At 68.4% G+C, this 24,768-nt stretch carries 23 protein-coding genes; 10 read left to right on the forward strand and 13 right to left on the reverse strand.

Annotated elements, in window-relative coordinates; all coding sequences use genetic code 11:
- Positions 1-3: 3 nt before the first annotated feature.
- The gene (locus tag VXD91_RS14795; RefSeq protein WP_346415765.1) at positions 4-1,710 is read right to left on the reverse strand and encodes a 3-ketosteroid-delta-1-dehydrogenase; all 1,707 of its coding nucleotides are present in this window, start codon (positions 1,708-1,710) and stop codon (positions 4-6) included.
- Positions 1,711-1,853: 143 nt separating this feature from the next.
- On the opposite strand from VXD91_RS14795, the gene VXD91_RS14800 reads away from it, so the two are divergent.
- Genes VXD91_RS14800 through VXD91_RS14810 form a run of 3 tightly spaced genes read left to right on the forward strand, consistent with a single transcriptional unit; the run spans position 1,854 to position 4,070 of the window.
- Positions 1,854-2,987, forward strand: coding sequence for a Rieske 2Fe-2S domain-containing protein (locus tag VXD91_RS14800; RefSeq protein ID WP_212811882.1), 1,134 nt, complete (start codon positions 1,854-1,856; stop codon positions 2,985-2,987).
- A complete protein-coding gene (locus VXD91_RS14805) occupies positions 2,987-3,265 on the forward strand; it encodes a ferredoxin (protein WP_212811881.1) in 279 nt (92 codons plus the stop codon). Before VXD91_RS14800 ends, VXD91_RS14805 begins: the two co-directional genes overlap by 1 nt.
- Positions 3,266-3,269: 4 nt before the next feature.
- Positions 3,270-4,070 (forward strand): SDR family NAD(P)-dependent oxidoreductase, encoded by an 801-nt coding sequence (locus VXD91_RS14810; RefSeq protein WP_212811880.1) that lies wholly within the window; start codon positions 3,270-3,272, stop codon positions 4,068-4,070.
- 24 nt (positions 4,071-4,094) lie between these two features.
- Here VXD91_RS14810 and VXD91_RS14815 read toward each other — a convergent pair whose 3' ends face one another.
- Both VXD91_RS14815 and VXD91_RS14820 read right to left on the reverse strand, forming a co-directional pair.
- Positions 4,095-4,877: an SDR family oxidoreductase gene (locus VXD91_RS14815; protein WP_346415767.1), complete on the reverse strand. Its 783-nt coding sequence runs from the start codon at positions 4,875-4,877 to the stop codon at positions 4,095-4,097.
- 84 nt (positions 4,878-4,961) lie between these two features.
- Complete coding sequence (locus VXD91_RS14820) at positions 4,962-5,906, reverse strand: hypothetical protein (RefSeq protein ID WP_346415768.1); 945 nt, start codon at positions 5,904-5,906, stop codon at positions 4,962-4,964.
- 66 nt (positions 5,907-5,972) lie between these two features.
- On the opposite strand from VXD91_RS14820, the gene VXD91_RS14825 reads away from it, so the two are divergent.
- Positions 5,973-6,557: a TetR/AcrR family transcriptional regulator gene (locus VXD91_RS14825; protein ID WP_346415769.1), complete on the forward strand. Its 585-nt coding sequence runs from the start codon at positions 5,973-5,975 to the stop codon at positions 6,555-6,557.
- 6 nt (positions 6,558-6,563) lie between these two features.
- On the opposite strand, the gene VXD91_RS14830 is transcribed toward VXD91_RS14825, so the two are convergent.
- Complete coding sequence (locus VXD91_RS14830; protein WP_346415781.1) at positions 6,564-8,000, reverse strand: amino acid permease; 1,437 nt, start codon at positions 7,998-8,000, stop codon at positions 6,564-6,566.
- Positions 8,001-8,069: 69 nt separating this feature from the next.
- On the reverse strand, positions 8,070-8,582 hold the full coding sequence (locus VXD91_RS14835; protein WP_212811876.1) for an anthrone oxygenase family protein: 513 nt from the start codon (positions 8,580-8,582) through the stop codon (positions 8,070-8,072).
- Between the two features lie 12 nt (positions 8,583-8,594).
- Between VXD91_RS14835 and VXD91_RS14840 the strand changes: the two genes are divergently transcribed.
- Positions 8,595-9,458 (forward strand): AraC family transcriptional regulator, encoded by an 864-nt coding sequence (locus VXD91_RS14840; protein WP_244872587.1) that lies wholly within the window; start codon positions 8,595-8,597, stop codon positions 9,456-9,458.
- A gap of 12 nt (positions 9,459-9,470) precedes the next feature.
- On the opposite strand, the gene VXD91_RS14845 is transcribed toward VXD91_RS14840, so the two are convergent.
- From VXD91_RS14845 to VXD91_RS14870, 6 genes are all read right to left on the reverse strand, one after another.
- Complete coding sequence (locus tag VXD91_RS14845) at positions 9,471-10,325, reverse strand: SDR family oxidoreductase (protein ID WP_212814851.1); 855 nt, start codon at positions 10,323-10,325, stop codon at positions 9,471-9,473.
- 33 nt (positions 10,326-10,358) lie between these two features.
- Positions 10,359-11,267 (reverse strand): alpha/beta hydrolase, encoded by a 909-nt coding sequence (locus tag VXD91_RS14850; protein ID WP_212811875.1) that lies wholly within the window; start codon positions 11,265-11,267, stop codon positions 10,359-10,361.
- A gap of 31 nt (positions 11,268-11,298) precedes the next feature.
- Positions 11,299-12,099 (reverse strand): IclR family transcriptional regulator, encoded by an 801-nt coding sequence (locus VXD91_RS14855; protein WP_212811874.1) that lies wholly within the window; start codon positions 12,097-12,099, stop codon positions 11,299-11,301.
- 250 nt (positions 12,100-12,349) lie between these two features.
- Positions 12,350-13,813, reverse strand: a complete 1,464-nt coding sequence (locus tag VXD91_RS14860; RefSeq protein ID WP_318985995.1) for an FAD-dependent oxidoreductase — start codon at positions 13,811-13,813, stop codon at positions 12,350-12,352.
- Positions 13,810-14,718, reverse strand: coding sequence for a biphenyl-2,3-diol 1,2-dioxygenase (gene bphC, locus VXD91_RS14865; protein WP_318985996.1), 909 nt, complete (start codon positions 14,716-14,718; stop codon positions 13,810-13,812). Before bphC ends, VXD91_RS14860 begins: the two co-directional genes overlap by 4 nt.
- A gap of 1 nt (position 14,719) precedes the next feature.
- Positions 14,720-15,901 (reverse strand): acyl-CoA dehydrogenase family protein, encoded by a 1,182-nt coding sequence (locus VXD91_RS14870; RefSeq protein WP_212811871.1) that lies wholly within the window; start codon positions 15,899-15,901, stop codon positions 14,720-14,722.
- 221 nt (positions 15,902-16,122) lie between these two features.
- Here VXD91_RS14870 and VXD91_RS14875 point away from each other — a divergent pair, with 221 nt between their 5' ends.
- Together VXD91_RS14875 and VXD91_RS14880 are read left to right on the forward strand one after the other, a co-directional pair.
- Positions 16,123-17,730 (forward strand): NAD(P)/FAD-dependent oxidoreductase, encoded by a 1,608-nt coding sequence (locus VXD91_RS14875; RefSeq protein WP_318985997.1) that lies wholly within the window; start codon positions 16,123-16,125, stop codon positions 17,728-17,730.
- Entirely contained in the window at positions 17,730-18,530 is an 801-nt protein-coding gene (locus VXD91_RS14880) for a mycofactocin-coupled SDR family oxidoreductase (RefSeq protein WP_318985998.1), read from the forward strand. The genes VXD91_RS14875 and VXD91_RS14880 overlap by 1 nt, the downstream gene beginning before the upstream one ends.
- A gap of 9 nt (positions 18,531-18,539) precedes the next feature.
- Here VXD91_RS14880 and VXD91_RS14885 read toward each other — a convergent pair whose 3' ends face one another.
- On the reverse strand, positions 18,540-19,937 hold the full coding sequence (locus tag VXD91_RS14885; RefSeq protein WP_318985999.1) for a wax ester/triacylglycerol synthase family O-acyltransferase: 1,398 nt from the start codon (positions 19,935-19,937) through the stop codon (positions 18,540-18,542).
- Positions 19,938-20,207: 270 nt separating this feature from the next.
- Entirely contained in the window at positions 20,208-21,047 is an 840-nt protein-coding gene (locus VXD91_RS14890; RefSeq protein ID WP_318986000.1) for an alpha/beta fold hydrolase, read from the reverse strand.
- Positions 21,048-21,160: 113 nt separating this feature from the next.
- Here VXD91_RS14890 and VXD91_RS14895 point away from each other — a divergent pair, with 113 nt between their 5' ends.
- The 3 genes from VXD91_RS14895 to VXD91_RS14905 are packed head-to-tail and all read left to right on the forward strand — an operon-like array spanning position 21,161 to position 24,768.
- On the forward strand, positions 21,161-22,363 hold the full coding sequence (locus VXD91_RS14895; protein ID WP_318986001.1) for a CoA transferase: 1,203 nt from the start codon (positions 21,161-21,163) through the stop codon (positions 22,361-22,363).
- Complete coding sequence (locus VXD91_RS14900; RefSeq protein ID WP_318986002.1) at positions 22,360-23,160, forward strand: acyl-CoA thioesterase domain-containing protein; 801 nt, start codon at positions 22,360-22,362, stop codon at positions 23,158-23,160. Before VXD91_RS14895 ends, VXD91_RS14900 begins: the two co-directional genes overlap by 4 nt.
- A 45-nt stretch (positions 23,161-23,205) precedes the next feature.
- Entirely contained in the window at positions 23,206-24,768 is a 1,563-nt protein-coding gene (locus VXD91_RS14905) for an acetolactate synthase large subunit (protein ID WP_318986003.1), read from the forward strand.

Below are 24,768 nucleotides of genomic sequence, written 5' to 3' on the forward strand. Positions count from 1 at the left end.
CTCTCACAACTTCCCGGCGGCATCCCGTCCGGCGATGTAGCCGTACACCAGGCCCTGCGCGATGGTCGCGCCCGCGCCCGGGTAGACGGCGCCGAAGGCGTTGGCCGCGGTGTTCCCCAGTGCGTACAGGCCTTCGACGACGCCGCCGTCCTCCCTGCGCACCCGGCCGCGCTCGTCGGCCACCACGCCACCGCAGGTGCCGAGGTCGCTCAGCGTCATCTTCACCGCGTAGAACGGGCCCTTGACCAGCGGGCGCAGGTTCGGGTTGGGCGTCACCGTCGGATCACCGTAGTAGCGGTCGTAGGCGCTCAGACCACGGTCGAAATCGGGATCGATGCCGGCGGCCGCGCTCTCGTTGAATCGCGTCATGGTCCGCTCGAAATCGGCGGCCGGGACTCCCATCTGGGCCGCCAGATCGGCGAAGTTGGTGGCCTTGGCGGCGATACCGGCCCGGTACCAGGACTTGGGCAGCGGCATCCGCGGGAACGAGCCGGCGGCGAAGACGTAGCTGTTGCGGTACTTCTGGTCGAACACGATCCACATCGACTCGACGGGCGTGCCGGCCCGCTCGAGTTCGAGCACGCGCTGGCCGAACGACATGTAGTCGGTCGACTCGTTGGCGAAGCGCTTGCCGTCCTGATCGACGATGAGTGAGCCGGGCAGCGAGCGCTCGGCCAGCAGCACGGCGGGCGGGCGACCGTTCGCGGACGCGACGGCCGGGAACCACCAGGCCTGGTCCATCAACGCCGTGGCGGCACCGAGGTCGGTGGCCGCGCGGATGGCCTCACCGGTGTTGGAATCGGCGCCGAGGCTCTCGTGGTCGCCGAGCGAATCGGACTGGTACTTGTGGCGCATCGCCATGTCGTGATCGAAGCCACCGGCCGCCAGCACCACGCCGCGTGTGGCGGTGACGGTGACCTCACCGCCGCCGTGCGACAGCACCGCGCCGGTGACGCGCTGACCGTCGCCGGTCAGCCGGACCAGCGATGTCTCGGTCCAGATGGGGATGCCGGCCCGCAGCACACCGGCGAACAGCCCGGCCGCCAGCGCCTGGCCACCGGCGATGTACTCGCGTCCCAGCAGCTTGCCGCCGACGCCCTGCGCGAGCCGTTTGGCGATGAGCGGCAAGCCTTTTCGCGGCACCCGCGCCATCAGGTTCATCCATTTGTAGTCCGCGCCGGTCGTCGGCATCGGGACCTTGACCTCCATGACACCGCCGCGCAGCCGGTCCCGGTAGGCGCCCAGCACGCCGGCGTCGAGCGGGCGGCATTCGCAGGTGCGCCCGGTGGCGCGGCCGCCCGGTCGCTCGGGGTGGTAGTCGGAGTACTCGCGGGCCCAGAACAGCCGCATCGGGGTGGTGCGGCCCAGCATGTCGACGGTCGCGTTGACGTGCTGCAGGAAGCCCGCCGAGCGGGCCGCCGGTGCGGTGCCGTCGACGACGGCGTCGAGGTACGTCGCGGCGCGGTCGGCGGTGTCGGCGGTGCCCTTGTCGGTCAGCAGGGGAGTCGTCGGCAGCCACAGGGCGCCACCCGAGCGGGCGGTGGACCCGCCGATGTCGGAGGCCTTCTCGACAACCAGGACGTTCAGCCCCGATTCATGACCGCTCAGCGCGGCGGCCAGGCCGGTACCGGAACCGATCACCAGCAGATCGACGGTGGTGTCGGTGATGTCGAGGCCGGCCGGAATCGTGGCCGCGGCAGATGTCGTCACGGCCGCCAAGCGTATTGCGACAGACCGATTTCCGGCCTCGCGCGTCCCTGCCAGCGGGAGAACACGTGCATTGCGCACCCCGTTGCTGTTAGACCTGAAACATCAAACTGCAGCCCAGTTTTCAATGTGAGGATGGTCATCAGATGTCGGTGGAGGATGTCGATGTTCGCCAGATCGAAGCCGGTGAAGCGCCGACCCGGTTCGCCCGTGGCTGGCACTGCCTTGGCCTGACCAAGGACCTCGGTGACGGCAAACCGCACTCGATCAAGGCCTTCGGGCAGAAACTCGTCGTGTTCCGTGGCGCGGACGGCCGGCTCAACGTGCTGGACAGCTACTGCCGCCACATGGGTGGTGACCTGAGCCAGGGCACCGTCAAGGGCAATGAGATCGCCTGCCCGTTCCACGACTGGCGCTGGGGTGGCGACGGCAAATGCAAGTTGGTGCCGTACGCCAAGCGCACCCCGCGGCTGGCACGTACCGCGAAGTGGGAGACCCTCGAGCAGGACGGGATGCTGTTCATCTGGAACGACCCCGAGGGCAGCGCGCCGCCGGCGGAGAACTACATCCCGCGCATCGAGCAGGCGGGCAGCGATGAGTGGACCGATTGGCATTGGTACACAACGGTTGTCAACGTCAACTGCCGCGAGATCATCGACAACGTCGTCGACATGGCGCACTTCTTCTACATCCACGGCGCGGTGCCGTCGCACTTCAAGAACATCTTCGAGGGCCAGGTCGCGACGCAGTACATGAACGGCGGCGGTCGCGAGGACATGCAGGGCACCGAAGGTGCGAAGATGCTCGGCTCGACGTCGGTGGCGTCGTACTACGGACCGTCCTTCATGATCGATGACCTGACGTACCACTACCCGGACGCCGACCACAAGACCATCCTGATCAACTGCCATTACCCGATCGACTCGAATTCCTTTGTGCTGCAGTACGGAATCATCGTGAAGAAGATGGCGGGCCTGCCCGAGGAGGCGGCCGTCGCGACGGCGCACGCGCTCGGTGACTGGGTGAAGCAGGGCTTCGAGCAGGACGTGCAGATCTGGAAGAACAAGGCGCGCATCGACAATCCGCTCCTGGTCGAGGAGGACGGCCCGGTCTACCAGCTGCGCCGGTGGTACGAGCAGTTCTACGTCGACGTCGCGGATGTGGTGCCGGAGATGACCGACCGTTTCGAATACGAATTGGACACCACCGTCCCGCGTGAGGCGTGGACCAAGGAGATGGAAGCCAACATCGCAGCAGCACGGGCCGCGGAGTCGGTCTGATGACCGCGCGGCCCGACATCCGGCTGGCCGACATGCCGATGGTGCCGGTGGCCTGCCGCGCCTGTGGTGCAGAGGTGTTGGCGCGCAAGGGCAGCTGGCAGCAGACCAGCGTGCAGTGGACGCGCGAGTCGGCTGCGCGGTGCGAGGAGCGCCGGCGGGCCGAGTGTCTGCCGGGCCGGATCTTCCTGGCGTGCGGCCAGCTGAAGGAGTCGATCGCGGATGCGGTGGCGGCCGGTGTCGTGCACGTCGTTGAGGACGAACTGGGCGTGGCACCATAGCCGCATGAGCTCAGACAAGCGGGTCGCGGTCGTCACCGGTGCCAGCCGGGGCGCCGGCAAGGGTATTGCCGCGGCGTTGGTGGCCGACGGGTGGACGGTGTACCTGACGGGCCGTACCGTCACCGATCCCGGCGACGGCGGTATCGCCGTGCCGGTGGATCACCGCGACGACGACGCCGTGGCCGCGTTGTTCGCGCGGGTGGCCGACGAGGCCGGACAGCTCGATCTGCTGGTCAACAACGCCGCCGTGGTGCACGACAACCTCGTCGACCCGAAGCCGTTCTGGGAGAAGCCGATCGGCCTCGGTGACGTGCTCGACGTCGGCCTGCGGTCGGCGTATGTGGCGTCGTGGCACGCCGCACCGCTACTGGTGGCACAGGGCCGTGGCCTGATCGCGTTCACGTCGTCGCCGGGCGGGGTGTGTTACATGCACGGCCCGGCCTACGGCGCGCAGAAGGCCGGCGTGGACAAGATGGCCGCCGACATGGCCGTCGACTTCCACGGCACGGGGGTGTCGACATTGTCGATCTGGATGGGCATCCTGCTCACCGACAAGTTCAAGCAAGCGTTCGACGCCGAGACGCTGGCCAAGGCCGCCGGTAATTTCGAGACCCCGGAGTTCATCGGGCATGTGATCAACGCGCTGTACCAGGACCCGGACCTCGACGGCATCAGCGGGCAGACCGTGATCGCCGCGGAAGAAGCCCAGCGCTACGGCATCACCGATGTCGACGGGCGCACGCCGCCGTCGCACCGGGCGATGCTTGGTGATCCGCGGGTGCCCAGCGACGTGGTCGTCCGCTGAGCACCCGCGGAAGTTCGTGGCGCGTCAGCAGTGCGCGCCGCCGTCGATCCGGATCTCGGTGCCGGTGAGGAACGCGCCGTCATCGGAAGCCGCCATGGCGACCACCGCGGCGACCGCGCTGGGATCACCCAGGTTCGCGTCGTTGCCGGTGTTGAGCATCGGGACCTGCTTGGTCCACAGCCCGTAGTCGGTGCCTTCCGGCATCTTGGCGAACGTGCCGTTCGCCAGCGGGGTGGAGACACCGCCGGGCTGGATGTTCACCGCGCGCAGTCCCTGCTTGGCGTATTCGAGCGCCAGCGAGTGGGTGAAGCTCAGGATGCCGCCCTTGCTGGCGGAGTAGGCCGCCATATAGGGGTGGGCATAGCTCGCCGAGGTCGAGGTGAAGTTGATGACCACCCCGCGCCCCGATGCCAGCAGCGCGGGCAGCGCCTGGCGGGTCATGAGGAAGGTGCCGGTGAGGTTGACCGCGATGATGCGGTTCCAGTCGGCCAGCGTGATCTCGTGGGTGTGTGAGCACGTCTCGATCGCGGCGACGTTGACCAGCACGTCCAGGCCGCCCATGTCGGCGATGGCGGCGTCGACGCCCTTGATGACGTCCGCTTCGGACGAGATGTCGAGCACCGCGGTGGTGAGACGCGCTGCGGTGCCGGCCTTTTCGGCGGCTTCCTTGGTACGGGCCAGGCCTTCGGCGGAGATGTCGCACGCGACGATGGTGCCGCCCTCATCGAGCAGACGGGCCACGGTGGCCTGTCCGATGCCCGACCCGGCGCCGGTCACGATGACCCGGCGGTCGCTGAATCTATCCATGCTGCAAGTCCTTTCGTTGCCGAAGGATTCTTGCGGCACCGGTGTCCGGCTGGACGGCTGTGGTCCGGTCACCGGGATGTCTTCTCAGCCTGCGGTCGGCGTCAGCTTGCGGACGGTGCCGAAGAGGTCGGTGCTGTACAGCGCCTGCGGGTCCCAGCCCGGGCCCGCGCCGAAGCGCACCGAGGTACTGCCGAACATGCCAGAGGCCAGGATGCACGCGGCGTGGCGTTCGGGATCGATGCGGACGATGTCGCCGCCGTCCATCGCCAGGTAGATGAGGCCGTCCGGACCGACCGTGAGGTCATCAGGGAATCCGAAGAGCCCAAACAGGCCCAGGTTGACGGTGCGGATGTGGCTGGGGTCGGTGACGTCCACGATGGCCAGGGTGCTGACGGGCTGCAGGTCCATCGAGGCGATGACGGTGTGGTGCGCGGTGTCGTATGTCAGGCCATTGGCCATGGTCACCGAGGGTGCGAGGCGGCTCTCGCGGGTGCCGTCGGCGCTGATCCTGGTCAGCCCGGTGGTCCAGCCGATGTTGCGGGAGACGACGAACGAGCCGTCGGGCAACCGGACCATGCCGTTGGGCATGGTGAGCTTGGTCGCGACCGTCGTCAGCACGCCGCTGCCGAGATCCACGCGGGCGATGCCGCCGTCCTTCGCGCCGAAGACTCCGGAGAGAAAGCTGTTGCCGGTGGTGAAGTATGCCGCCCCGTCGGCGACGGTGATGCTCCCCGGCGCAGCAACATTCGGTACGAAGGTGCTGCCCTTGCCGTCGGGGGTGAGGCGGTACAGCTGCCCGGAACTGCCGACGGTGCGTGAGACGAGCATGGTGCCCGCACCGTCGAACGCGAGGTTTTCCAGGGAGCCCAACCCACTTGCGACGGTGGTGGCGCGCCACGGGCACCGGGTGATCGCCACGGCGGACGCCGGTGCCGGCGGTGCGCCGACGACGGCCAGCAGCGCCAGCGCCGCGGCCGATGCCAACCGGGCAGCGGTGCCGCGTCTGCGGCTTCGGATCGCACGGATCATGGTTTCCCCATCTGTGAGTACGAGGTCGTACTCGCACGTCAGGGCACAGTACGATAACGTACTGGGATGCGCAACACCGAGGACGACGACGCCCGTCAGCGATTTGTCGACGCGCTCGCGGCATTGATCGGCGAACGCGGCTACGCCGCGACGTCCGTCGTCGACATCGTGCGCAAGGCGCAGGCCTCCAAGACCACCTTCTACCTGCACTTCGCGAACAAGCAGGAGTGCTACCTGGCCCTGCTTGCCTCGGTGACCGACGATCTGGTCGCCGACATCCGGGCGGCCGTCGATTCAGATGCGCACTGGCACAATCAGATTCGGCAGATGTTCACGGCCTACATCGCACATCTCACGGCGCGCCCGGCGATTTCGCTGAGCTGGATCCGCGACCTGCCCGCGTTGGGCGCGGCCGCCCGTCCGATTCAGCGGCGAAATTTCGCCGAACTCGCCGCGCTGCTCGGCGAACTCGCCGCCAACCCGGGATTTCAGCGGGCCGGGCTGCCGCCCATCACCAGGCCCAAGGCCGTGATGCTGCTGGCCGGCGTGCGCGAGCTCGCCGCGCAGACCGCCGAAGACGACCTGGACATCGAGACCGTCATCGGCCCGGCCACCGACATCGCGATCAGCATCCTGTCGGCAGGGCAGTGATCCGGTTCAGTTCTCGATCGCGTCGGCGGGAACACGACTGTCGACGCTCGTCGGCGCCGCGGTCGCGGGTTCGGCGTCAGGGGTGTTGCGCCGTCGGACCACCTCGAACGAAACGAGGATGACGGCCAGGGTGACACCGCTCATCAGGAACTGCGAGCGGGTGTCGGGGAGGAACGCCATCGCCAGGATGACGGTCGCCATGAGCGCGATGGTGGCGTAGCTCAGCCACGGGAACAGCCACATCGTCAGCTTCAACGTGCCGGGCCGCGTCCGCTCGATGCGGCGGCGCAGGACGACCTGCGATATCGCGATGATCAGGTAGACGAACAGGGCGACGGCGCCGTAGGAGTTGATCAGGAAGTTGAACACCACGTCGCCCCACACGTAGGTCGCGGCGACCGATGCGTAGCCGACGGCGGTGCCCAGCAGGATTGCACGGCGCGGGACGCCGCTCGGGGACAGCTTGGTGAAGAACCGGGGCGCGTCACCAGAGGTGGTGAGCGCGAACAGCATTCGCGACGTCGTGTACAGCGCGGAGTTGAGGCAGGACAGTACCGCAGTGAGCACGATGAAGTTCATGATCGTCGCGACGCCCGGGATGCCCAGAACGGTGAGCACCGAGGCGTAGGGACTGATGCTGACGCTCTTGGTGTTCCAGGGCTGGATGGCCACCACCACGAGGATCGAGCCGACGTAGAACCCGATGATGCGGAAGACGATCGACTTCATCGCCCGCGTCACCGCCCGCTCGGGTTCGTCGGATTCGGCGGCGGCGATGGTGACGATCTCGGCGCCCGTGTAGAACGCGACGCACGGTACGACGGCTGCCAGGACCGCGCCCCAGCCCAGCGGCGCGAAGCCGCCGTGGTCGATCAGGTTGGCCAGGCCGGGTGTGGAGTGCGGCCACAGTCCGGTGATCCACAGCGCGCCCATGCCCAGGAACACCACGATGGCAATGACTTTCACCGACGAGAACCAGTATTCGAACTCGCCGAACGAGCGCGCCGAGACCAGGTTGCTTGCGGTGAGGGCCAGCATCAGGCCGAGGCTGAGCACCCACAACGGCACCGCGGGCAGCCAGAGATGCAGGATGCGGCCGCCCGCAACGGCTTCGACCGCGACCACGATGACGAAGAAGTACCAGTACATCCAGCCGGTGACGAAACCGCCACGGCGCCCGAGCGCCTGCCGGGCGTAGACGTAGAACGAGCCGACCACCGGTTGCGCCACCGCCATCTCGGCGAGCATCCGCATGATCAGCAGGGTGATGATGCCGGCGATCAGGAACGACACGATGGCGGCGGGTCCGGCGCTGCCGATCACGACGCCGCTGCCGACGAAGAGCCCCGCGCCGATCACTCCGCCGAGGGCGATCAGGTTCAAATGCCTGCGCCGCAGGCCTTTCGCCAGCTGCGCATCACTGGCCTTGATCTCTGAACTCACCACTGACGCGACGATGCCGCAGTTCGGCGCGCCGGCCCATGGTTGTGGTCACCGTGCGTTAATCCCGCGTCAACCGCGGACCGGCACGGCGAGCGCCCAACCCAGGACGGCGGTGGCCGCGGTGTTGGCCACTGCGCGGATAATGTTCCAGCGCACCCACGACGACTCGAACTGCTGGCGCAGTGACGCGAGATCGGCGGCACTGGTCGAGCCGGCCGCGGTGGTGAGCTTGTCGTTGAGCGGCACGTTGACCACCGATGTGACGGCGAGACTGGCGAGGTTGAGGGCCAGGCCGATACCGATCCAGATCAGCACCGGACGGGCGCCGGGCTTGACGTAGAACGCCCCGGCCAGCGCGGTGAAGCCGACCGACCCGAGGAAGGTCAGCAGGAACGGCGGATTGACGATGACGACGTTGATCTTGTTCATGACGTCGATGAAGGTCCGGTCGTCGAACGCGCCGAGTGCGGGCAGCACCGACACCGCGTATGCGTAGTAGAGGCCCGCGAGCAGCCCGGAGGACAACAGCGCGACGATGAGCGCCGTCGTGCCGAGCGGCTGGGGGAGCTTGGTGAATGTCATGAGCTGACGGTATTGCTCGACCCGCCGTGGTCGCTGCGCGTGCAGGACCGCGCGCCGCTCACCATCGTGGTGGTCGCCCGCGGGTCGGCGACCGTCATCCCGGATGGTGCCGTCGGCCGGCGACTCGAAGCGGGCGACATCGCGATCTGCCGCGGGCCCGACTGCTACACCGTCGCCGATGACGCGGCGACCGCGCCCGAAGTCGTCGTGCACCCGGGGCAGGTCACCACGACCATCGATGGTGAACCACTGTGTGAGGCACTGAGTCTGGGGATCCGGAGCTGGGGCACCCGACCTGACGCGCAGACCCTGTTGATCACCGGCGCCTACGAAGAAGTGGGTGCGGTCTGCCGCAGGCTGCTGACCGCGCTGCCACCGCTGGTGGTGATCCGGCGGGGCGAGGTCAACACCATGCTGGTCGATCTGCTGCTCGACGAGATGGCGCGCGATGAGCCGGCCCAGGGCGCGGTGCTCGACCGGATGCTCGATCTGCTCACGATCGCCGCTCTGCGCAGCTGGTTCTCCCGTGCCGAGGCACCGGCCTGGTATCGCGCGTATCGAGATCCTCAGGTGGGCACGGCACTTCGGCTCATCGAGAACAATCCGGCACATCCCTGGACCGTGGGGTCGCTGGCCGCCGAGGTCGGGCTGTCCCGGGCGGCCCTGGCGCGGCGGTTCACCCAACTCGTCGGCGAGCCGCCGATGGCGCTCCTCACCGAGATTCGCCTGGCGCTGGCCGTCGACCTGCTGCGCGGTTCCGATGCCACCATCGAAGCCGTCGCCGGCCGCGTGGGCTACGGCACCGCCTTCGCGCTGAGCACCGCGATCAAGCGCCGTTACGGCATGAGCCCCAAGGCAATCCGCGCCCAGGGGTAGGCCGGTGGGCGGTCAGCGGGTCTTGGCGAAGCGGCGATGCCGCCACACATACCGCGGAATGCCGCGCAGCGGCACACCTTTGGGCCAGCCGTCGGGCCGGAAGTAGGCATCGGTGCCGCCGTCGACGAAAATGACACTGCCGCAGAGGAAGTCGGCGGAGTCCGACAGCATGAAGACGATCCAGTTGGCGAGGTGCACGGGATCGCCGAAGTTGCCGGTCGGGATCGGGAAGGCGCGGACGGCCTTGCCCTCGCGCGGCGAATCGAGCTGCGCCTGCAGCAGCGGCGTCATGATGGCCCCGGGCGCCAGTACATTCAGCCGGATGCCGCGGCCGGCCCAGTCGGCCGTCACCGCGGTCTGCCGGACCCAGCGGGCCACGGCGATCTTGGACGCGGCGTACATGAGCGCGGAGGCGCCGCCGCCGAAGAACCGCACGGCGCGGGCTGCCCGCTCGGCGTCGCCGGCCACCAGTGCGCGGATGGCGCGGCGGGGTACCGCGGGCACCGTCGTGCTGGAGTTGCTGCCCAGTGCAACGACTTTCGCGTTACCGGCGGCCGCCAGTGCGGGCCGCCAGGCCGTCAGCAGGTCGACGGTGCCGAGGTAGTTGATCTGGGCGATCAGGCGTGCGCGGTCGGCGCCGGCACCGGGCCCGATCCCGGCGGCCAGTACGGCACCGTCGAGCGTGCCTTCGGACAGTTCGAGCACCCGCGTGGCGGCGGTACGCCGGCCGTCGGCGGTCGACAGGTCCGCGATGACATCGGCGTCCTTGAGGTCGACGCCGATCACCGTATGGCCCTGATCGCGCAACTGCTTCGCCGCCTGGTATCCCATGCCCGATGCCGAACCGGTCACAGCGTAGGTGCCGATGATGATCTCCTCGATTGGTTGGGGAAGCGCCGACTAGTCGGCGAGCAACTTGGTCAGTGCGTCGGCCACGTCACGACGGGCCCGGTGCGCGATGTCGAGCACCGGCATGGTCAGGAAACCGTGGATGGCCCCGTAGTACAGCTCGGTCACCGGTACCTCGGCCTCGCGCAGCGCTTCGGCGTAGGCGAGGGCCTCATCCCGCATCGGGTCGTAGCCCGTGACGACGAGCACGGCCGGGGCTACGTCCTCGACGGATGCGGACAACGGTGCCGCATAAGGGTTTTCGCGGTCGGTGGTGTTGGGCACGTACTGGTCCCAGTACCACTGCATGGCGGCCGTGGTGTTGTAGTAGCCGGTGCGGAACTCGTGGTAGGAGCCGTAGGTGAAATCGGCGGTCAGCACCGGGTACAGCAGTACCTGCGCGGCCAGCGGCGCACCGCCGCGGTCGCGGGTCATGAGCGCGGTGACGGCGGCGAGGTTGCCGCCGGCGCTGTCGCCGCCGACGACGAGCTTCGCCGGGTCGCCGCCGAGTTCGTGGGCATGGGCGGCGGCCCACTGGGTGACGGCGTAGACGTCTTCGGCGGCGGCCGGCCACCGATGTTCGGGTGCCAGCCGGTAGTCGACCGAAACGACCACGGCGGGAATCGAATTCGCGAAGCTGCGGCAGAGGCCGTCGTGCGAATCCAGATCGCAGAAGACGAAGCCGCCGCCGTGTGCGAAGACGAAGATCGGAAGCGGGCCGTCGGCCGCGGGGCGGTAGACCCGGACCCCGATGCCGTCGACCTCCGTGTTGGTGACGGAGGCGACCGCTTCGGGTTCGGCAGGTGCGACGAATCGCGCACGAATGGCGGCGCGCGCCTGCGCCCCGGTCATGTTCGGCAGGTCGGGGAAGCCGCTGTTGAGTGCCTCGAGGAGGCCGGCGATCTGGGGGTCCAGGCTCATGCGTGATCCGCTAGCGCTACTCGCTGGCGGCTCATGCGTACTGCAACGCCGGGCCCATGCGCAGCGGCCGCATCGGCTGCAGCGTCGGCGCGACCCGGGAATCCTCGGCGTTGCGCCAGATGCCCATGGCGGTCATGCGCACCGGCGCGGTCAGCTGTTCGAAGGCCATGCGGTTCATTGGACCACACACCGAGACGGCGGCGACGGCCTCACCCTGGCGGCCGATCGGCGCTGCGACACAACCGAATCCGGGCACCGACTCCTCGCGCTCGAAGGCGACGCCGTGGGCGCGGACCTTGGCCAGTTCGGTGGCGAGCTGGGCACGGTTGGCGATCGAGTACTTGGTCTTGCGGCTCATGAGGTCGACCTCGGCGTCCTGGTTGTAGGCCAGGATCGCCTTGCCGACGGCGGTACAGTGCGCCGGCTGGCGGCCGCCCACCCGCGACGGCAGCACCGTCATCATGCCGTTGCCGACCTTCTCCAGGTAGACGACGTCACCGCCGTCGAGCACGGCGAGGTGCACGACGAGGCCGGTGGCGCGGTGCAGCTCGTGCAACAGCGGGCCGGCGGCGCGGTGCATGCGGTCCTGATGCACGGCCAGCGAGCCGAGCTCGACCAGACGCATCCCGAGTTCGTAGTCCCGGCCGTTGCGGCGCAGCCAGCGCAGCTGCACCAGACGCTCCAGCATCCGGTGCGCGGAGGAACGGGGCAGGCCCGTGCGGCGCACGATCTGCGCCAGGGTCAGGCGGCCGGGGCCGTCGAACGCGTCGAGGACCAGCGATACCCGGTCGATGACCGCGCTGGGGGTGGTGGATTCGACTGTTGCTGTCATGTCGGCCTCCAAGCTCCGTTGCTCCGTGTCGATATTCCTATTAGGAATATGCCTGTTTGTATCACACGGCGGTGGGGCTTGTCACACATTTCGTCGGAGCGCGGCAGAATATATGCACGACGAGGCGCCCCGAGCCGGGTTGGCAAGGGGCGCCTCGTGTATCAATTTTGCAGCTCATGGCCCACATTTGGGACACGAGCTCACAGTCGTTCCAGCGGCGACACGCGGGGTGGCGACACGCCGGGCGGGCTCAGTTTTGCGCCGCGGACCTCCCGGCGCGGCGCCCGTAGAAGCTGCCGTCGCCCAGCGACACCCCGCTGGCATAACCCCAGGCAGACAGGCCCGCTGAGCACCGGCCGGCCGCGAACAGCCCCGGAATCGGTTCGCCGCTGACGTGCAATACGCGGCCGTCCAACGTGGTCAGCAGGCCGCCGAGGGTGAACCCGCCGGTGCTGTTACGCAGGTCGATCGCACCGACCGGGGACCCGATCGGGCGCAGCCACTGCGGCTTCTTGTGCAGCAGCGGGTCCGCGCCGTTCGCGGCGTGCTCGTTGTAATAGGCCACGGTGTGCTGCAGGACGCCGGCGGGCAGGCCGATCTCGGCTTCGAGCTCGGCGACCGTCTCGCACACCCACGTTGCTGGGCGGCGCAGGAACGGTGTCGCCGAGGTGGCGGCCATGGCCTCTTCCATGGCGTCACCGTCGATGATCAGGTAGGCCGTGTTGTCCTGGTAGTACAGCGTCTGCTGGCCGATGCGTCCCGCGTAGGTGTCCTCGGCGATGTAGCGCTGGCCCAGGCCGTTGACCAGGATGCCGCGGACCAACTGCTGCGGGTCGCAGAAGAACGCCACCTCGGTGGCATCCATGTGCGCGAGGTCGGCGCCGAGCGCCTGTGCCATCCGGATCGCCCGGCCGTCGTGCTGCTCGATGCTCGCCGCCGGACGGCCCGCGATGCGGGGTGCGTACTGGGCGACCATCGCGTCGCTGTAGGCGAAGCTGCCCGAGGCCAGCACCACGCCGCGGCGCGCCTTGATCGCCACGGTGTCGCTGTACCGGCGCGCGACGATGCCGACCACCCGGCCGTCGGCCTCGGTGATCAATGACTGCACCTCGGTGTCGTACACCGACCGGACGCCCTGCGCGGTGGCCGTTTCCACGAGCGGCTTCATCAACATGTAGCCGCCACTGCGCTCACCGGCGACCTTGTCGGTCATCTGCGGCACGTGACCGCGCGGCGCCGGGGAGGCAATGGTGTTGTACGGGAAGGCGTTTTCGCCGCCCGTGAACATCAGGCCCTCGTCGCTCGGTGGCTCCCAGCCCGGTTCACCCCAGAACACCGGCTTGAACGGCACGCCGCAGCTCACGAGCCAGTCGTAGTGGGCGACACTGCCCGCGCAGTAGTCGTCGATCCGTTCGGTGTCCGCGCCGGGACCCATGGCCACCTTCAGGAAGGCGGCCATGTTCTCCGCGGAATCGTCGAAACCGCAGGCCTTTTGGAGAGCGGTGCCACCGCCGAGGTAGACGAATCCACCGGCCATGGCGGCGGCGCCGCCCCAGCCGCCGGTGCGTTCGACGACCAGGACGTCGGCGCCCGCCGCCGAGGCCGCCACGGCCGCGGCCGCGCCGGCGATGCCGTAGCCGACGACCACGACGTCGGCCTCGTCATCCCACGCGGTGATGGACGATGCCGGGACCGGTTTGAGATCGGCGCTCATGGCAGCATCGCCCGAGGCGGCACGCCCATCCACTCATGGCCCCAGTAGCTGTCGGCGGTGATTTCCTCTGCGGTGTAATACCGTTCGTCGACCTTCATGCCCTCGGTGCCGAATTCGATGTCCCAGTCGCCGGGTGAACGCACGTAGAACGACACCATCTTGTCGTTGGTGTGCCGGCCCAGCGTGGAGGACAGCTGGAAGCCGTCGCGGTTCACGCGGTCGAGCGCCTGCCCGACGGCGTCGAGCGTGTCGACCTCGACCATGAGGTGGATCAGCTTCGGGTCACGCAGCGTCGCGGCCGGGCAGATCGCGAGGCTGTGGTGCCGCTCGTTGATGCCCAGGAACTGCACGCGCAGGGGGCCGAACTCCGGGGGAGCAGGCACCCGGAAGGCGCCGCGGGGCAGGAAGCCCAGCACCTCGGTGTAGAACGTGAACAGGCCCTTGGCGTCCTGCGCCGGCAGCACCACGTGGCCGAGGCCCAGACCCTCGGTGACGAAGCGGGCGCCGAACGGCGTGACGACGGGGCTGTGGTCCAGCACCGCGCCGTGGAATACCTCGACATCGTTGCCGGCCGGGTCGACGAAGGCGATGACCTCGTCGACGCGACGGGCGTCGGCCTCGTCCAGCGACAGCTGCTTCCACGGCACACCGGCGCCGTCGAGGGTGGCCTGCACCCGGCGCAGAGCGGCGCCGTCGCGAACCTCCCAGCCCACGGTGACGATGCGGTCGGCATCGCCCGGCACCACGATGATGCGCGCGGTGCGCTCGTCCATCCGCAGGTAAAGCGCGTCGGGATCAGGGCCGCTGCCCTTCGCGAAACCCAGTACGTCGAAGGCGAATTGGCGCCAGCGCTCGATGTCGGCGGTCTGGACCTTCACATAGCCCAGGCTCTTCAGGTCACTCACGTCAGATCATGCCTCGCAGCGGGCCCTGCGGATCCACGCCCAGGCTGCTGAGTGCCGACGCGTGGTAGGTGGTGCCGGGGACGTGGATGGCGTGGGCCTGGCCGACGTGTGCGTCACGCCAGTAGCGCTGCAGCGGCTTGTCCATGCGGGTCGCGTTGCCGCCGCAGCGGGCGAAGATCTCGTCGACCGCGGACACCGCGCGCCACACCGACCGGATCTGGGTGCGCCGGCCGGCGGCGCGGTCCTCGAAGGACACCTCCTTGCCGGCGGCGACCATGTCGTAGATCCGGTCGACGTTGGCCAGCAGCTCCTGGCGGGCGGCGTTGATGTCGGCGGCGGCCTCACCGATGGCGTACATGACGTACGGGTCGTCCTTGATGGCCACGCCACTGGAGTTCACGCGCTCGCGCTGGTAGTCGAGCGCGGCGGCCAGGGCGCCTTCGGCGATGCCGATGACGGCCGACGAGATGCCCAGCGGGAACATGGTCGACCACGGCATCAGGTACAGCGGCGAGGTCATGCCGGCCTCGATCTGCGCCCGGCCGTCCATCACCTTGGTGGCGTCCATGGTGCGGTAGGTGGGTACGAAGGCGTCCTTGACGATGACGTCCTTGGAGCCGGTGCCGCGTAGGCCCACCACGTTCCAGGAGTCCTGGACGATCTCGTAGTCGCTGCGGGGCAGGATCATGTGCAGCATCTGCGGCGGCATGACGGGCTTGCCCTCGGCGTCACCCAGCATGGCGCCCAGGAAGATCCACTCACAGTGGTCGGTGCCCGAGCTGAACTGCCAGCGGCCGTTGAAGATGTAGCCACCATCGACGGGCCGGGCCACGCCCTGCGGCGCGTACGGCGAGGCGACCCAGGTGTCGGTGTCCGATCCCCAGATCTCGGCGGCGACCTTCGGGTCGGCATAAGCGAGTTGGTACGGGTGCACACCGACGACACCGTTGATCCAGCCGGCGGCCGGGTCCAGCGCGGCCGTCGCCATCACGGTCTCGGCGAACTCGCGCGGGTGCACCTCCAGGCCGTCATATTCCTTGGGCTGCAGCAGCTTGATGTTGCCGGCCGCCTTCATCAGCTTCACGGTCTCGTCGGGCAGCTGGCCCAACTTCTCTGCCTCCCAGGCTTGTTCGCGAAGCTGGTCGGCGATGTCACCGAGTCTGTCGATAACCCGCTGGGTCATGGTCGTTTTCCTAACTCCTGTGATGGGCTAATCAATGGTTTACCGCACCCGCAGCGCACCGGGAGGCGCTTCCCGGTCAGCGGGCGAAATCCTTCACCCGAAGTCGATTCGGGCGCTTCCTGGTCGCCGCGGACCCCGCTGGCCGGGACGCGCTCCGCCGGGTCGTCCGTTCACCGGGACGCCTCGTACTGGGTTGTGTGGCGGACGGCTAACTTCGCACTATGAGCAGCGCAGAACAGGTTGACGTCGTAGTAGTCGGTGCCGGGTTCGCCGGTCTTTACGCACTGCACAAGCTGCGGTCGGAAGGCCATTCGGTCGTGGTGTTCGAGGCGGCCTCGGACGTGGGCGGCACGTGGTTCTACAACCGGTACCCCGGTGCCCGGTGCGACGTGGAGAGCATCGACTACTGCTACTCGTTCGACAAGGATCTGCAGCAGGAGTGGACCTGGACCGAGAAGTACGCCACCCAGGCCGAAATCCTCACGTACATCAACCATGTCGCCGACCGGTTCGATCTGCGCCGCGACATCCGGCTGAACACCCGCGTGGTGTCGGCGACCTTGAACGAAGAGACGCTGCGCTGGACCGTCACCACCGACACCGGTGAGACGGTGGACGCGCAGTTCTGCGTCATGGCCACCGGCGCGCTGTCCGATCCGCTGCTGCCGGACATCCCGGGCGTCGAGACCTTCGCCGGCGAGACCTACCACACCGCGAACTGGCCGCACGAGGGCGTCGACTTCACCGGCAAGCGCGTCGGCCTCATCGGCACCGGTTCGTCGGGCATCCAGACCACGCCGATCGTGGCCGCTCAAGCTGCCGAACTCGTTGTCTTCCAACGCACTCCGAACTTCTCCGTGCCGGCCGGTAACGAGCCGCTGACGCCCGAACGCGAAGCCGAGGTCAAGGCCAACTACGACGAGCGCCGCGCGCTGTCGTGGCGCAGCGGCGGCGGTTCGCCGCACATGGCGCACCCCAAGCGCACCATGGAGCTGTCGGCGGAGGAGCGCCGCGCCGAGTTCGAAAAGCGTTGGCAGCTGGGCGGTGTGCTGTTCAGCAAGACCTTCCTGGACCAGATGGTCGACCCGGTGGCCAACGCCGAGGCCAAGAAGTTCTACGACGAGAAGGTCCGCGCGGTGATCGACGACCCCGAGGTCGCCGACATGCTGATCCCGAACGACCACCCGATCGGCGCCAAGCGAATCTGCACCGATACCAACTATTTCCAGACGTTCAACCAGCCGCACGTGAAGCTGGTCAGCGTGAAGAAGACGCCGATCGAGCAGATCGACGCCACCGGCATCACGACCACCGAGGCCCGGTTCGACCTGGACGCCATCATCTTCGCCACCGGGTTCGACGCGCTCACCGGCGCGCTGGGGCGCATCGACATCACCGGCCGCGGTGGTGAGAAGCTCAAGCAGAACTGGGTCGACGGGCCGCGCACCTACCTGGGCCTGGGCGTCGACGGCTTCCCGAACATGTTCCTGGTGAACGGCCCCGGCGCGCCGGCCGTGCTGGCCAACATGGTGCTGCACGCCGAAGCGCACGTGAACTGGATCGCCGACGCGATCGAGTACGTCGGCAAGAACGGCTACGCGGCCATCGAGGCCACCACAGACGCGGTCGACGAATGGGGCGCCGAACTGGTGCGCCGCGCCGACCAGACGTTGTTCCCGAAGGCGAACTCCTGGTACATGGGCGCGAATGTGCCCGGTAAGCCACGGGTTTTCATGTTGTTCATCGGTGGCTTCGCCGCCTACAACGACATCTGCGCCGAGGTTGCGGCCGCGGGGTACAAGGGATTCGAACTGACCAAGGCCGGCTGATGTCGGGGCTGCTGAACAAGGTCGCCCTCGTCACCGGTGCCGCCCGCGGCACCGGCCGGACCCACTGCGAGCGGTTCGCCGACGAGGGCGCCGACATCATCGCTCTCGACGTCGCCGGTGCCGCAGCCGATCTGGCCGATCTCGCCGACGCCGTCAAGCAGCGCGGTCAGCGCTGTTTCACCGCTGTGGCAGACGTGTCGTCGTTCGACGAGGTGCAGGCCGCGGTCGACGAAGGGGCCTGGGAGTTCGGCCGGCTGGATGTCGTGGTCGCCAACGCCGGCATCCATTCGGCGTCGGCGCCGGCGTGGGAGGTGACCGCCGAGGACTGGCAGCGCGTCATCGGAGTCAACCTGACCGGGGTGTGGCACACCGTCAAGGCCGCGATCCCGCATTTCGGCCCCGCCGGCGGATCCGTGGTGATCATCAGTTCCACCAACGGACTTCGGGGCACCGCGAACACCGCGGCGTACACGTCCACCAAGCATGCGGTGGTGGGTCTGGCTCGGACCCTGGCGAACGAGCTGGGGCCCAAGCGGATTCGGGTCAACACCGTGCACCCCGGCGCGGTCGGGACCCCGATGGTGCTGAACCCGGAGACCTTCAAGCGCATCCGACCCGATCTGGAGAACCCGACCGCAGAAGATGTCGCCGAAGTCCTTGCCGCGCGCAACCTCTTGCCGGTGCCGTGGGTGGAGCCCGAGGACATCAGCAACGCGGTGGTGTTCCTGGCGTCCGACGAGGCCCGCTACATCACCGGCACGCAACTGGTCGTCGACGCCGGGCTGACGCAGAAGGCCTGACCCGTCGGGCTAGCTGCGCTCGACGAGCCCGGCCGCGATCTCGAGTTCCACGAGCGCCGGCTCGATGGCGTCGGCCATGGCATCGATGTCGTTCGCCATCTCGGGAGTGGTGACGAAGCCGAAATCGATGCGGTCGCGATAGCTGAAGCAGGTGACGTTGAGCCCGACGTCCATCACCAGGGGACCCATCGGCATCATCTGTTCGAGGACCGCGCCGGCCATGTACAGCGGCACGGGCGGCCCGGGCACGTTGGACACGACGAGGTTCATCGGCTTGAGGGTGCCGCCGAGCTTGCTCGCCGTGTACGCCCGGGCGGCCAGGGCCACCAGGCCGGGTGGGGTGGTGTCGGTCAAGCCCATGATCTGGTGCGCGGTAAGCGCTTTCGCCATCTCCTTGGCGCTCTGGGAGCTCGCGTAGATGGCCTTGATGCGTTCGGCGGGGTCGACGATGTCGGAGGCCAGCGACACCGACATCGCGCTCACCTGATTGCCGACCTGGTCGCTGGAGCTCTCGGTCCGGGTGGACACCGGGACCTGCGCGATGAGCGACTTGTCGGGCAGCTCGCCGCGGTCCTCCAGATACGTACGCATGGCACTCGAGACGAGCGCCAGCACGACGTCGTTCACCTTCACGCCGAACGCTTCCTTGACCGCCTTCACGCGCTCCAGCGACACACCGGAATTGCTGACCCGCCGGTGCGGTGAGATCGGGCCGTTGAACCGCGTGTGCGGTGCGTCGAAGTAGCCGGGCGGCTTGTTGGCGACGCCGAGCGCCGCAATCTGCTGGCGCACCGTCTGCTCCAGGAAACGCACGACGCGATAGGGCGTCTTGATGCCGATGTTGATGAGGCCGCCCAGGGCCTGCAATTCGATCCCGGGTGCCTTGACGCCGACCAGTGACCTGCTCGGCTCGGCCGCCGGTGGCCGCGGGGTGGGCGTGATATCGAGCAGAATCTCACCGAGCCCGGCTCCCGAGACGCCGTCGATGATGGCGTGGTGCATCTTCATCAGCACGGCGACCCGGCCGCCCTCGACGCCCTCGATGAACCAGAGCTCCCACAGCGGCCGGGACCGGTCCAGCTTGTAGGACATCAGCCGCCCCACCAACTGGTCGAGTTCGCGGCGGCCGCCGGGGGCGGGGACCGCGATGTGGCGGACGTGGAAGTCGAGGTCGAGTTCCTCGTCTTCGACGAACCACGGCCGGTCGAGGCCGAGCGGTGCGCCGGTCACCCGCCACCGCAGTTGCGGCATCTCCGGCAAACGCGTCGCGATGAGCGCCTTCACCGACTCGAAGCTGAAATCCGGTGCGTCGGTGGGGTCGTAGATCGACGAGGCGGCGACATGCATATGCCAGCTGTTGGTCTCCGCGAACCAGAAGGTCGCGTCGGCACCGGACAAGCGATTCATGGGCCTGATCCTAGGGCGCGTGCTGCGTGCGGCGCGTGAAATCGGCGGATTGGTACGAATTTCGGCGTGTGACGGTTGTCTCCGCGCGTCGTGGGTCGGCAATCGTCTTGGGACGCAACGAGACCCGCTGGTCCGGCAGTAGCCGGCGATGTTGCAGCCCGGTCAATTGGTAAGCCGGGCAATATATTCCGGTGGCCTCGATGCAGACGAGCGGCCGCGTACCGCACACCATCGAACCGGTGTGCGGTACGCGGCCGCCCGTGAAGACGATCAGCGCTGCAGGAAGCCCAGCACCGTGCTCTCGAACGCCTCCTTGGCCTCGATCATCGCCCAGTGCCCGCAGTTCGGGAACACGTGCAGCTCGGCGTTGGAGATGGTGCGCATCGGGATGAGCGCCATGTCCAGCGGGCTGACGCGGTCGTCGCGGCCCCACGTCAACAGCGTCGGCGCCTTCACCTTGTGCATCTGGGCCCAGGGCTGCGGCGGTGCGTCGGCCGACCGCATGAACTTCATCATCATCTTGAAGGCGGCCTTGCCGTACATCCGGCGCGCCGACTCGAGCGTCTCGGGATCGGAGGCCAGCTTCAAGCGCTCTTCGATGAGCTCCTCGGTGACGATCTTCTCGTCGTAGACCATCGAGTGCAGCCAGTCGATCAGCCGCTGCCGGGTCGGGTCCTCGGTGAACTCCTGCAGGAGCCGGATGCCCTCGCTCGGACCGGGGCTGAAGATGTTGGTGCCGATACCGCCGATGGTGACGAGCTTGCCGATGCGGTCGGGGTTGTTGATGGCGAAGTTGATGCCGACGCCGCCGCCCATCGAGTTGCCGACGATGTCCGCCTTCTCGATTCCGAGTGCGTCGAGGAAGGGCACCACCGCGGACTGCGCGTCGATCATCGGATGGCCACCGAAGTCGTCGCTGACGCCGAAGCCGGGGAACTCGAGGATCAGGCAGCGGAAGTGCGCCGCGAACGTCGGCAGGATGCCGCGGAAGTTCCGCCAGCCCGTCACGCCCGGGCCGGAGCCGTGCAGAAACAGCACTACAGGCCCACTGCCCTCGTCGTAATAACGCAGCGTTCCGCGCTCGGTCTGGACTTCCTTCAGCTCAGTCATGCGTTCCAAATTACGGTGCGGATGTCACGCGGTCGCCACCACCTCCCGTCCGGCGGGACGCGCCGCGGCCGGGGGCGCCCGGTTGTGCTGCGGGTGGCCTTTATGGTGTCCAGATGACCGTGCCAGAGTCCGCGCGTCCACTGGCGGGCGTGCGCATCGTCGAAATCTCCAGTTTCGTCGCGGTGCCCCTGGCGGGGATGACGCTGACGCAACTGGGTGCCGAGGTCATCCGGATCGATCCCATCGGCGGCGCCGCCGACTACCACCGCTGGCCGGTGACCGATGGCGGCGAGAGCATCTACTGGGCGGGCCTCAACAAGGGCAAGCGATCCGTCGCGGTGGACATGCGCTCACCGGAAGGCCAGGACCTGGTCACCCGGCTGATCGTCGACGCCGGTGTCTTCATCACCAATGTGGCGGGCCGGCAATGGCATTCGTACGAGACCCTCTCCGCGCTGCGGCCCGACCTGATCCACGCCGAGGTGTCCGGCCGGGCCGACGGCGGCACGGCCGTGGACTACACCGTCAACGCCGGGCTGGGCTTTCCGCTCGTCACCGGTCCGCCCGAGCTGCAGACCCCGGTGAACCACGTGCTGGCAGCCTGGGACGTGTCGTGCGGCCTCTATCTGGCGCTGGCGGTGACGGCGGCGCTGCGCCACCGCGACGGCAGCGGCCAGGGCCAGCAGGTCAGCATCCCGCTGGAGAACGTCGCCCTGGCGACGGCCGGGAATCTCAGCTTCCTGACCGAGGTGATGGTCAACGGCGTGAGCCGCGAACGCATCGGCAACTCGATCTTCGGGCAGTACGGGCAGCAGTTCGTCAGTGCCGACGGGGCCGCGTTCATGATCGTCGCGCTGACCGGACGCCATTTCCGGGACCTGGTCGAGGTCACCGGTACGACGAAAGCTGTTGCGGCGCTGTCTGAATCGCTCGGCGCCGACTTCGCCGACGAGGGTCAGCGATACCTGCACCGCGACGCGCTCACCGGCCTGTTCACCGGTTGGTTCTGCGGGCACACCGCCGAGCAGATCACCGCGGCACTGAGTGCGACGTCGATCCTGTGGGAGCGCTACCGCGATTTCGGTGAGGTCGCCGCGAGCCCCAAGGTGACCGACAACGCGCTGTTCACCGAACTCGACCAGCCTCGTATCGGGCGCCACCTGGCGCCGGGCCTGCCCTTGCGGATCGATGGTGCGTATCCGCCCGCGCGGCCGGCGCCGGCGCTCGGCGACGACACCGCAGCCGTGCTGACCGAACGGCTCGGGCTCACCGCCGACGACGTCGCCGGGCTCGAAGCGGCGGGGACCGTGGCATGACGGTGCTGCCTGGTCTGTTGTGGGTTTCGCCCGGAGATGGGGACGACGCCTGGGTGGGCAAGGCCGGCGGACCGGACGGCAAGCGGGCCTTCGGCGGCCTGCTGATGGCGCAGAGTCTGTCCGCCGCGTGTCGGACGGTGAATCCGGAGATGCGCCCGACGGCCATGCACCTGCAGTATCTGCGTGGGGGCGAGGCCGGCGCGACCACGGACTACACGGTGGTCCGGGTGTACGACGGACGAACGGCGGCGGCACGGCGGGTCGAGGCCTGTCAGGCCGGACGGCTGCTGACCGTCGCGACGGTGTCCTTCTCGGTGGACCTGGCCGGCCCCGAGCACGATGAATCATGGTCGCTGCCAGAGGATCCCGAGCTGCTGCCGTTGACCGGGCCGCCGGGGCCGGCGCCCGCGGTGCCGCTGGACGAGATCGACATCCGGATCGTCGACGACCGGTCGTCGGGCGAGTTCGTCCGGCGTATGTGGTGGCGGGCCACGGTGCCCATGCCGGCAGAACAGTTGCCGCACATGATGATCGCCTGCTACATCACCGACCTCTACGGGATCGACCCGGCGCTGCAGGTCCACGGGCATTCCATGCAGGCCCGCACCCACCGCAGCGGCACCACCGATTTCTCGATCTGGTTCCACCACCCGATCCGGGCCGACCGCTGGAATCTGCTGGAATCGCGATCGCCCGCCGCGGGTCGAGGCCGCGGTGTGATCACCGGGAGTCTGGTCGGCGCGGACGGCACCCGGGTCGCGACATTGGTGCAGGAAGGTCTGATCGCGGACCGGTAGTACCGTCGTCGGCAGGCTGTCGACGGAACCCGGCGAAGGAGAACGATGAACGGCGCACAGGCACTGATCCGCACGCTGGTCGACGCCGGCGTCGACGTCTGCTTCGGTAACCCCGGAACCAGCGAGATGCACTTCGTCGCGGCATTGGATTCCGTCCCCGAGATGCGTGGTGTGCTCTGCCTTTTCGAGGGTGTGGTCACCGGAGCCGCCGACGGGTATGCCCGCATGGCCGAGAAGCCGGCGGCCACCCTCCTGCATCTGGGCCCGGGATTGGGCAACGGCATCGCGAACCTGCACAACGCACGGCGGGCCTATTCGCCGGTGGTCAATGTCGTCGGCGACCACGCGCTCGGCCACAAGAAGTACGACGCACCACTGGAATCCGACATCGACGCGATGGCCGGCACGGTATCGGGGTGGGTGCGCCGGTGCGAGAAATTGGCCGACGTCGCCACCGACGCGGTGGCCGCGATCGAGGCCGCGCAGCAGGGACAGGTGGCCACGCTGATCCTGCCGGCCGATGTGTCGTGGACCGAGGGCGCCGAGCCCGCGGTGGGGGAGCCGGCTGTGGGTCCGGCCCCGTTCGACTACCAGGCGGGCGTCGACCCCGACGAGCACCAGTTGCTCGACGCCGGTGCCGAGGTCTTCGGCCCCGGCACCGTCATGTTGCTGGGTAGCGCCGCGTGCCGGGAGCGCGGCCTTCGCGCCGCGAGCCGGATCGCCGCGGCCACCGGGACCAAGGTGTTGATCGAGACCTTCCCGGCCCGGCTCGAACGGGGTGCCAGCCGGCCCAACTTCGAACGCCTGGCGTATCTCGCCGAAGCTGCCCAGTTCCAGCTGACCGGTACCGAGCACCTCGTGCTGGCCGGCGCCCGCTCCCCGGTGTCGTTCTTCGCCTACCCCGGCAAGGCGAGTGATCTCGTGCCCAGCGGCTGCCAGATCCACACCGTGGGCGGTGACGCCGTCGCGCGTCTGGAAGAACTGGCCGATGCGGTGGCGCCGCGTACGGAGCCGGTGCTGACCGAGCTGAAAGTGCCGGAGCTGCCGTCGGACTCGGCGCTGACGACGCAGAACTGGGTCGAGGTGGTGGCCGCGACGCTGCCCGACGACGCGATCGTCGTGGACGAGTCCAACACCAGTGGGTTCCTCCTGCCGCAGGCGACGATGAGCGCGCCGCGGCACGACCTGCTGACCCTGACCGGCGGCGCCATCGGCTTCGGCCTGCCGAGTGCGGTCGGCGCCGCCGTGGCGTGTCCGGACCGTCCGGTGCTGTGTCTGCAGGCCGATGGCAGTGCGATGTACACGATTTCGGCGTTGTGGACCATGGCGCACGAGCAGCTCGATGTGGTGACGGTGCTCCTCAACAACGCCGCCTACGCGATCCTGCGCATGGAGCTGCAGCGCGTCGGGGCCGAGGCCAGCGGGCCGAAAGCCGCGGCGATGCTTGATCTCTCGGGCCCGACGACGGATTTCGCGGCGCTGGCCGCGGCCATGGGCGTGCCGTCCGCCAAGGCGACGACCACGGCGGAGTTGGCCGACCTGCTCCGCGTGGGCTACGCCACACCGGGGCCGTACCTGATCGACGCGGCGGTGCCGGCGCTGCTGTAG

The sequence above is a fragment of the Mycobacterium sp. SM3041 genome, from assembly GCF_039668335.1.
In the GTDB taxonomy this organism is placed as follows: Bacteria; Actinomycetota; Actinomycetes; order Mycobacteriales; family Mycobacteriaceae; genus Mycobacterium.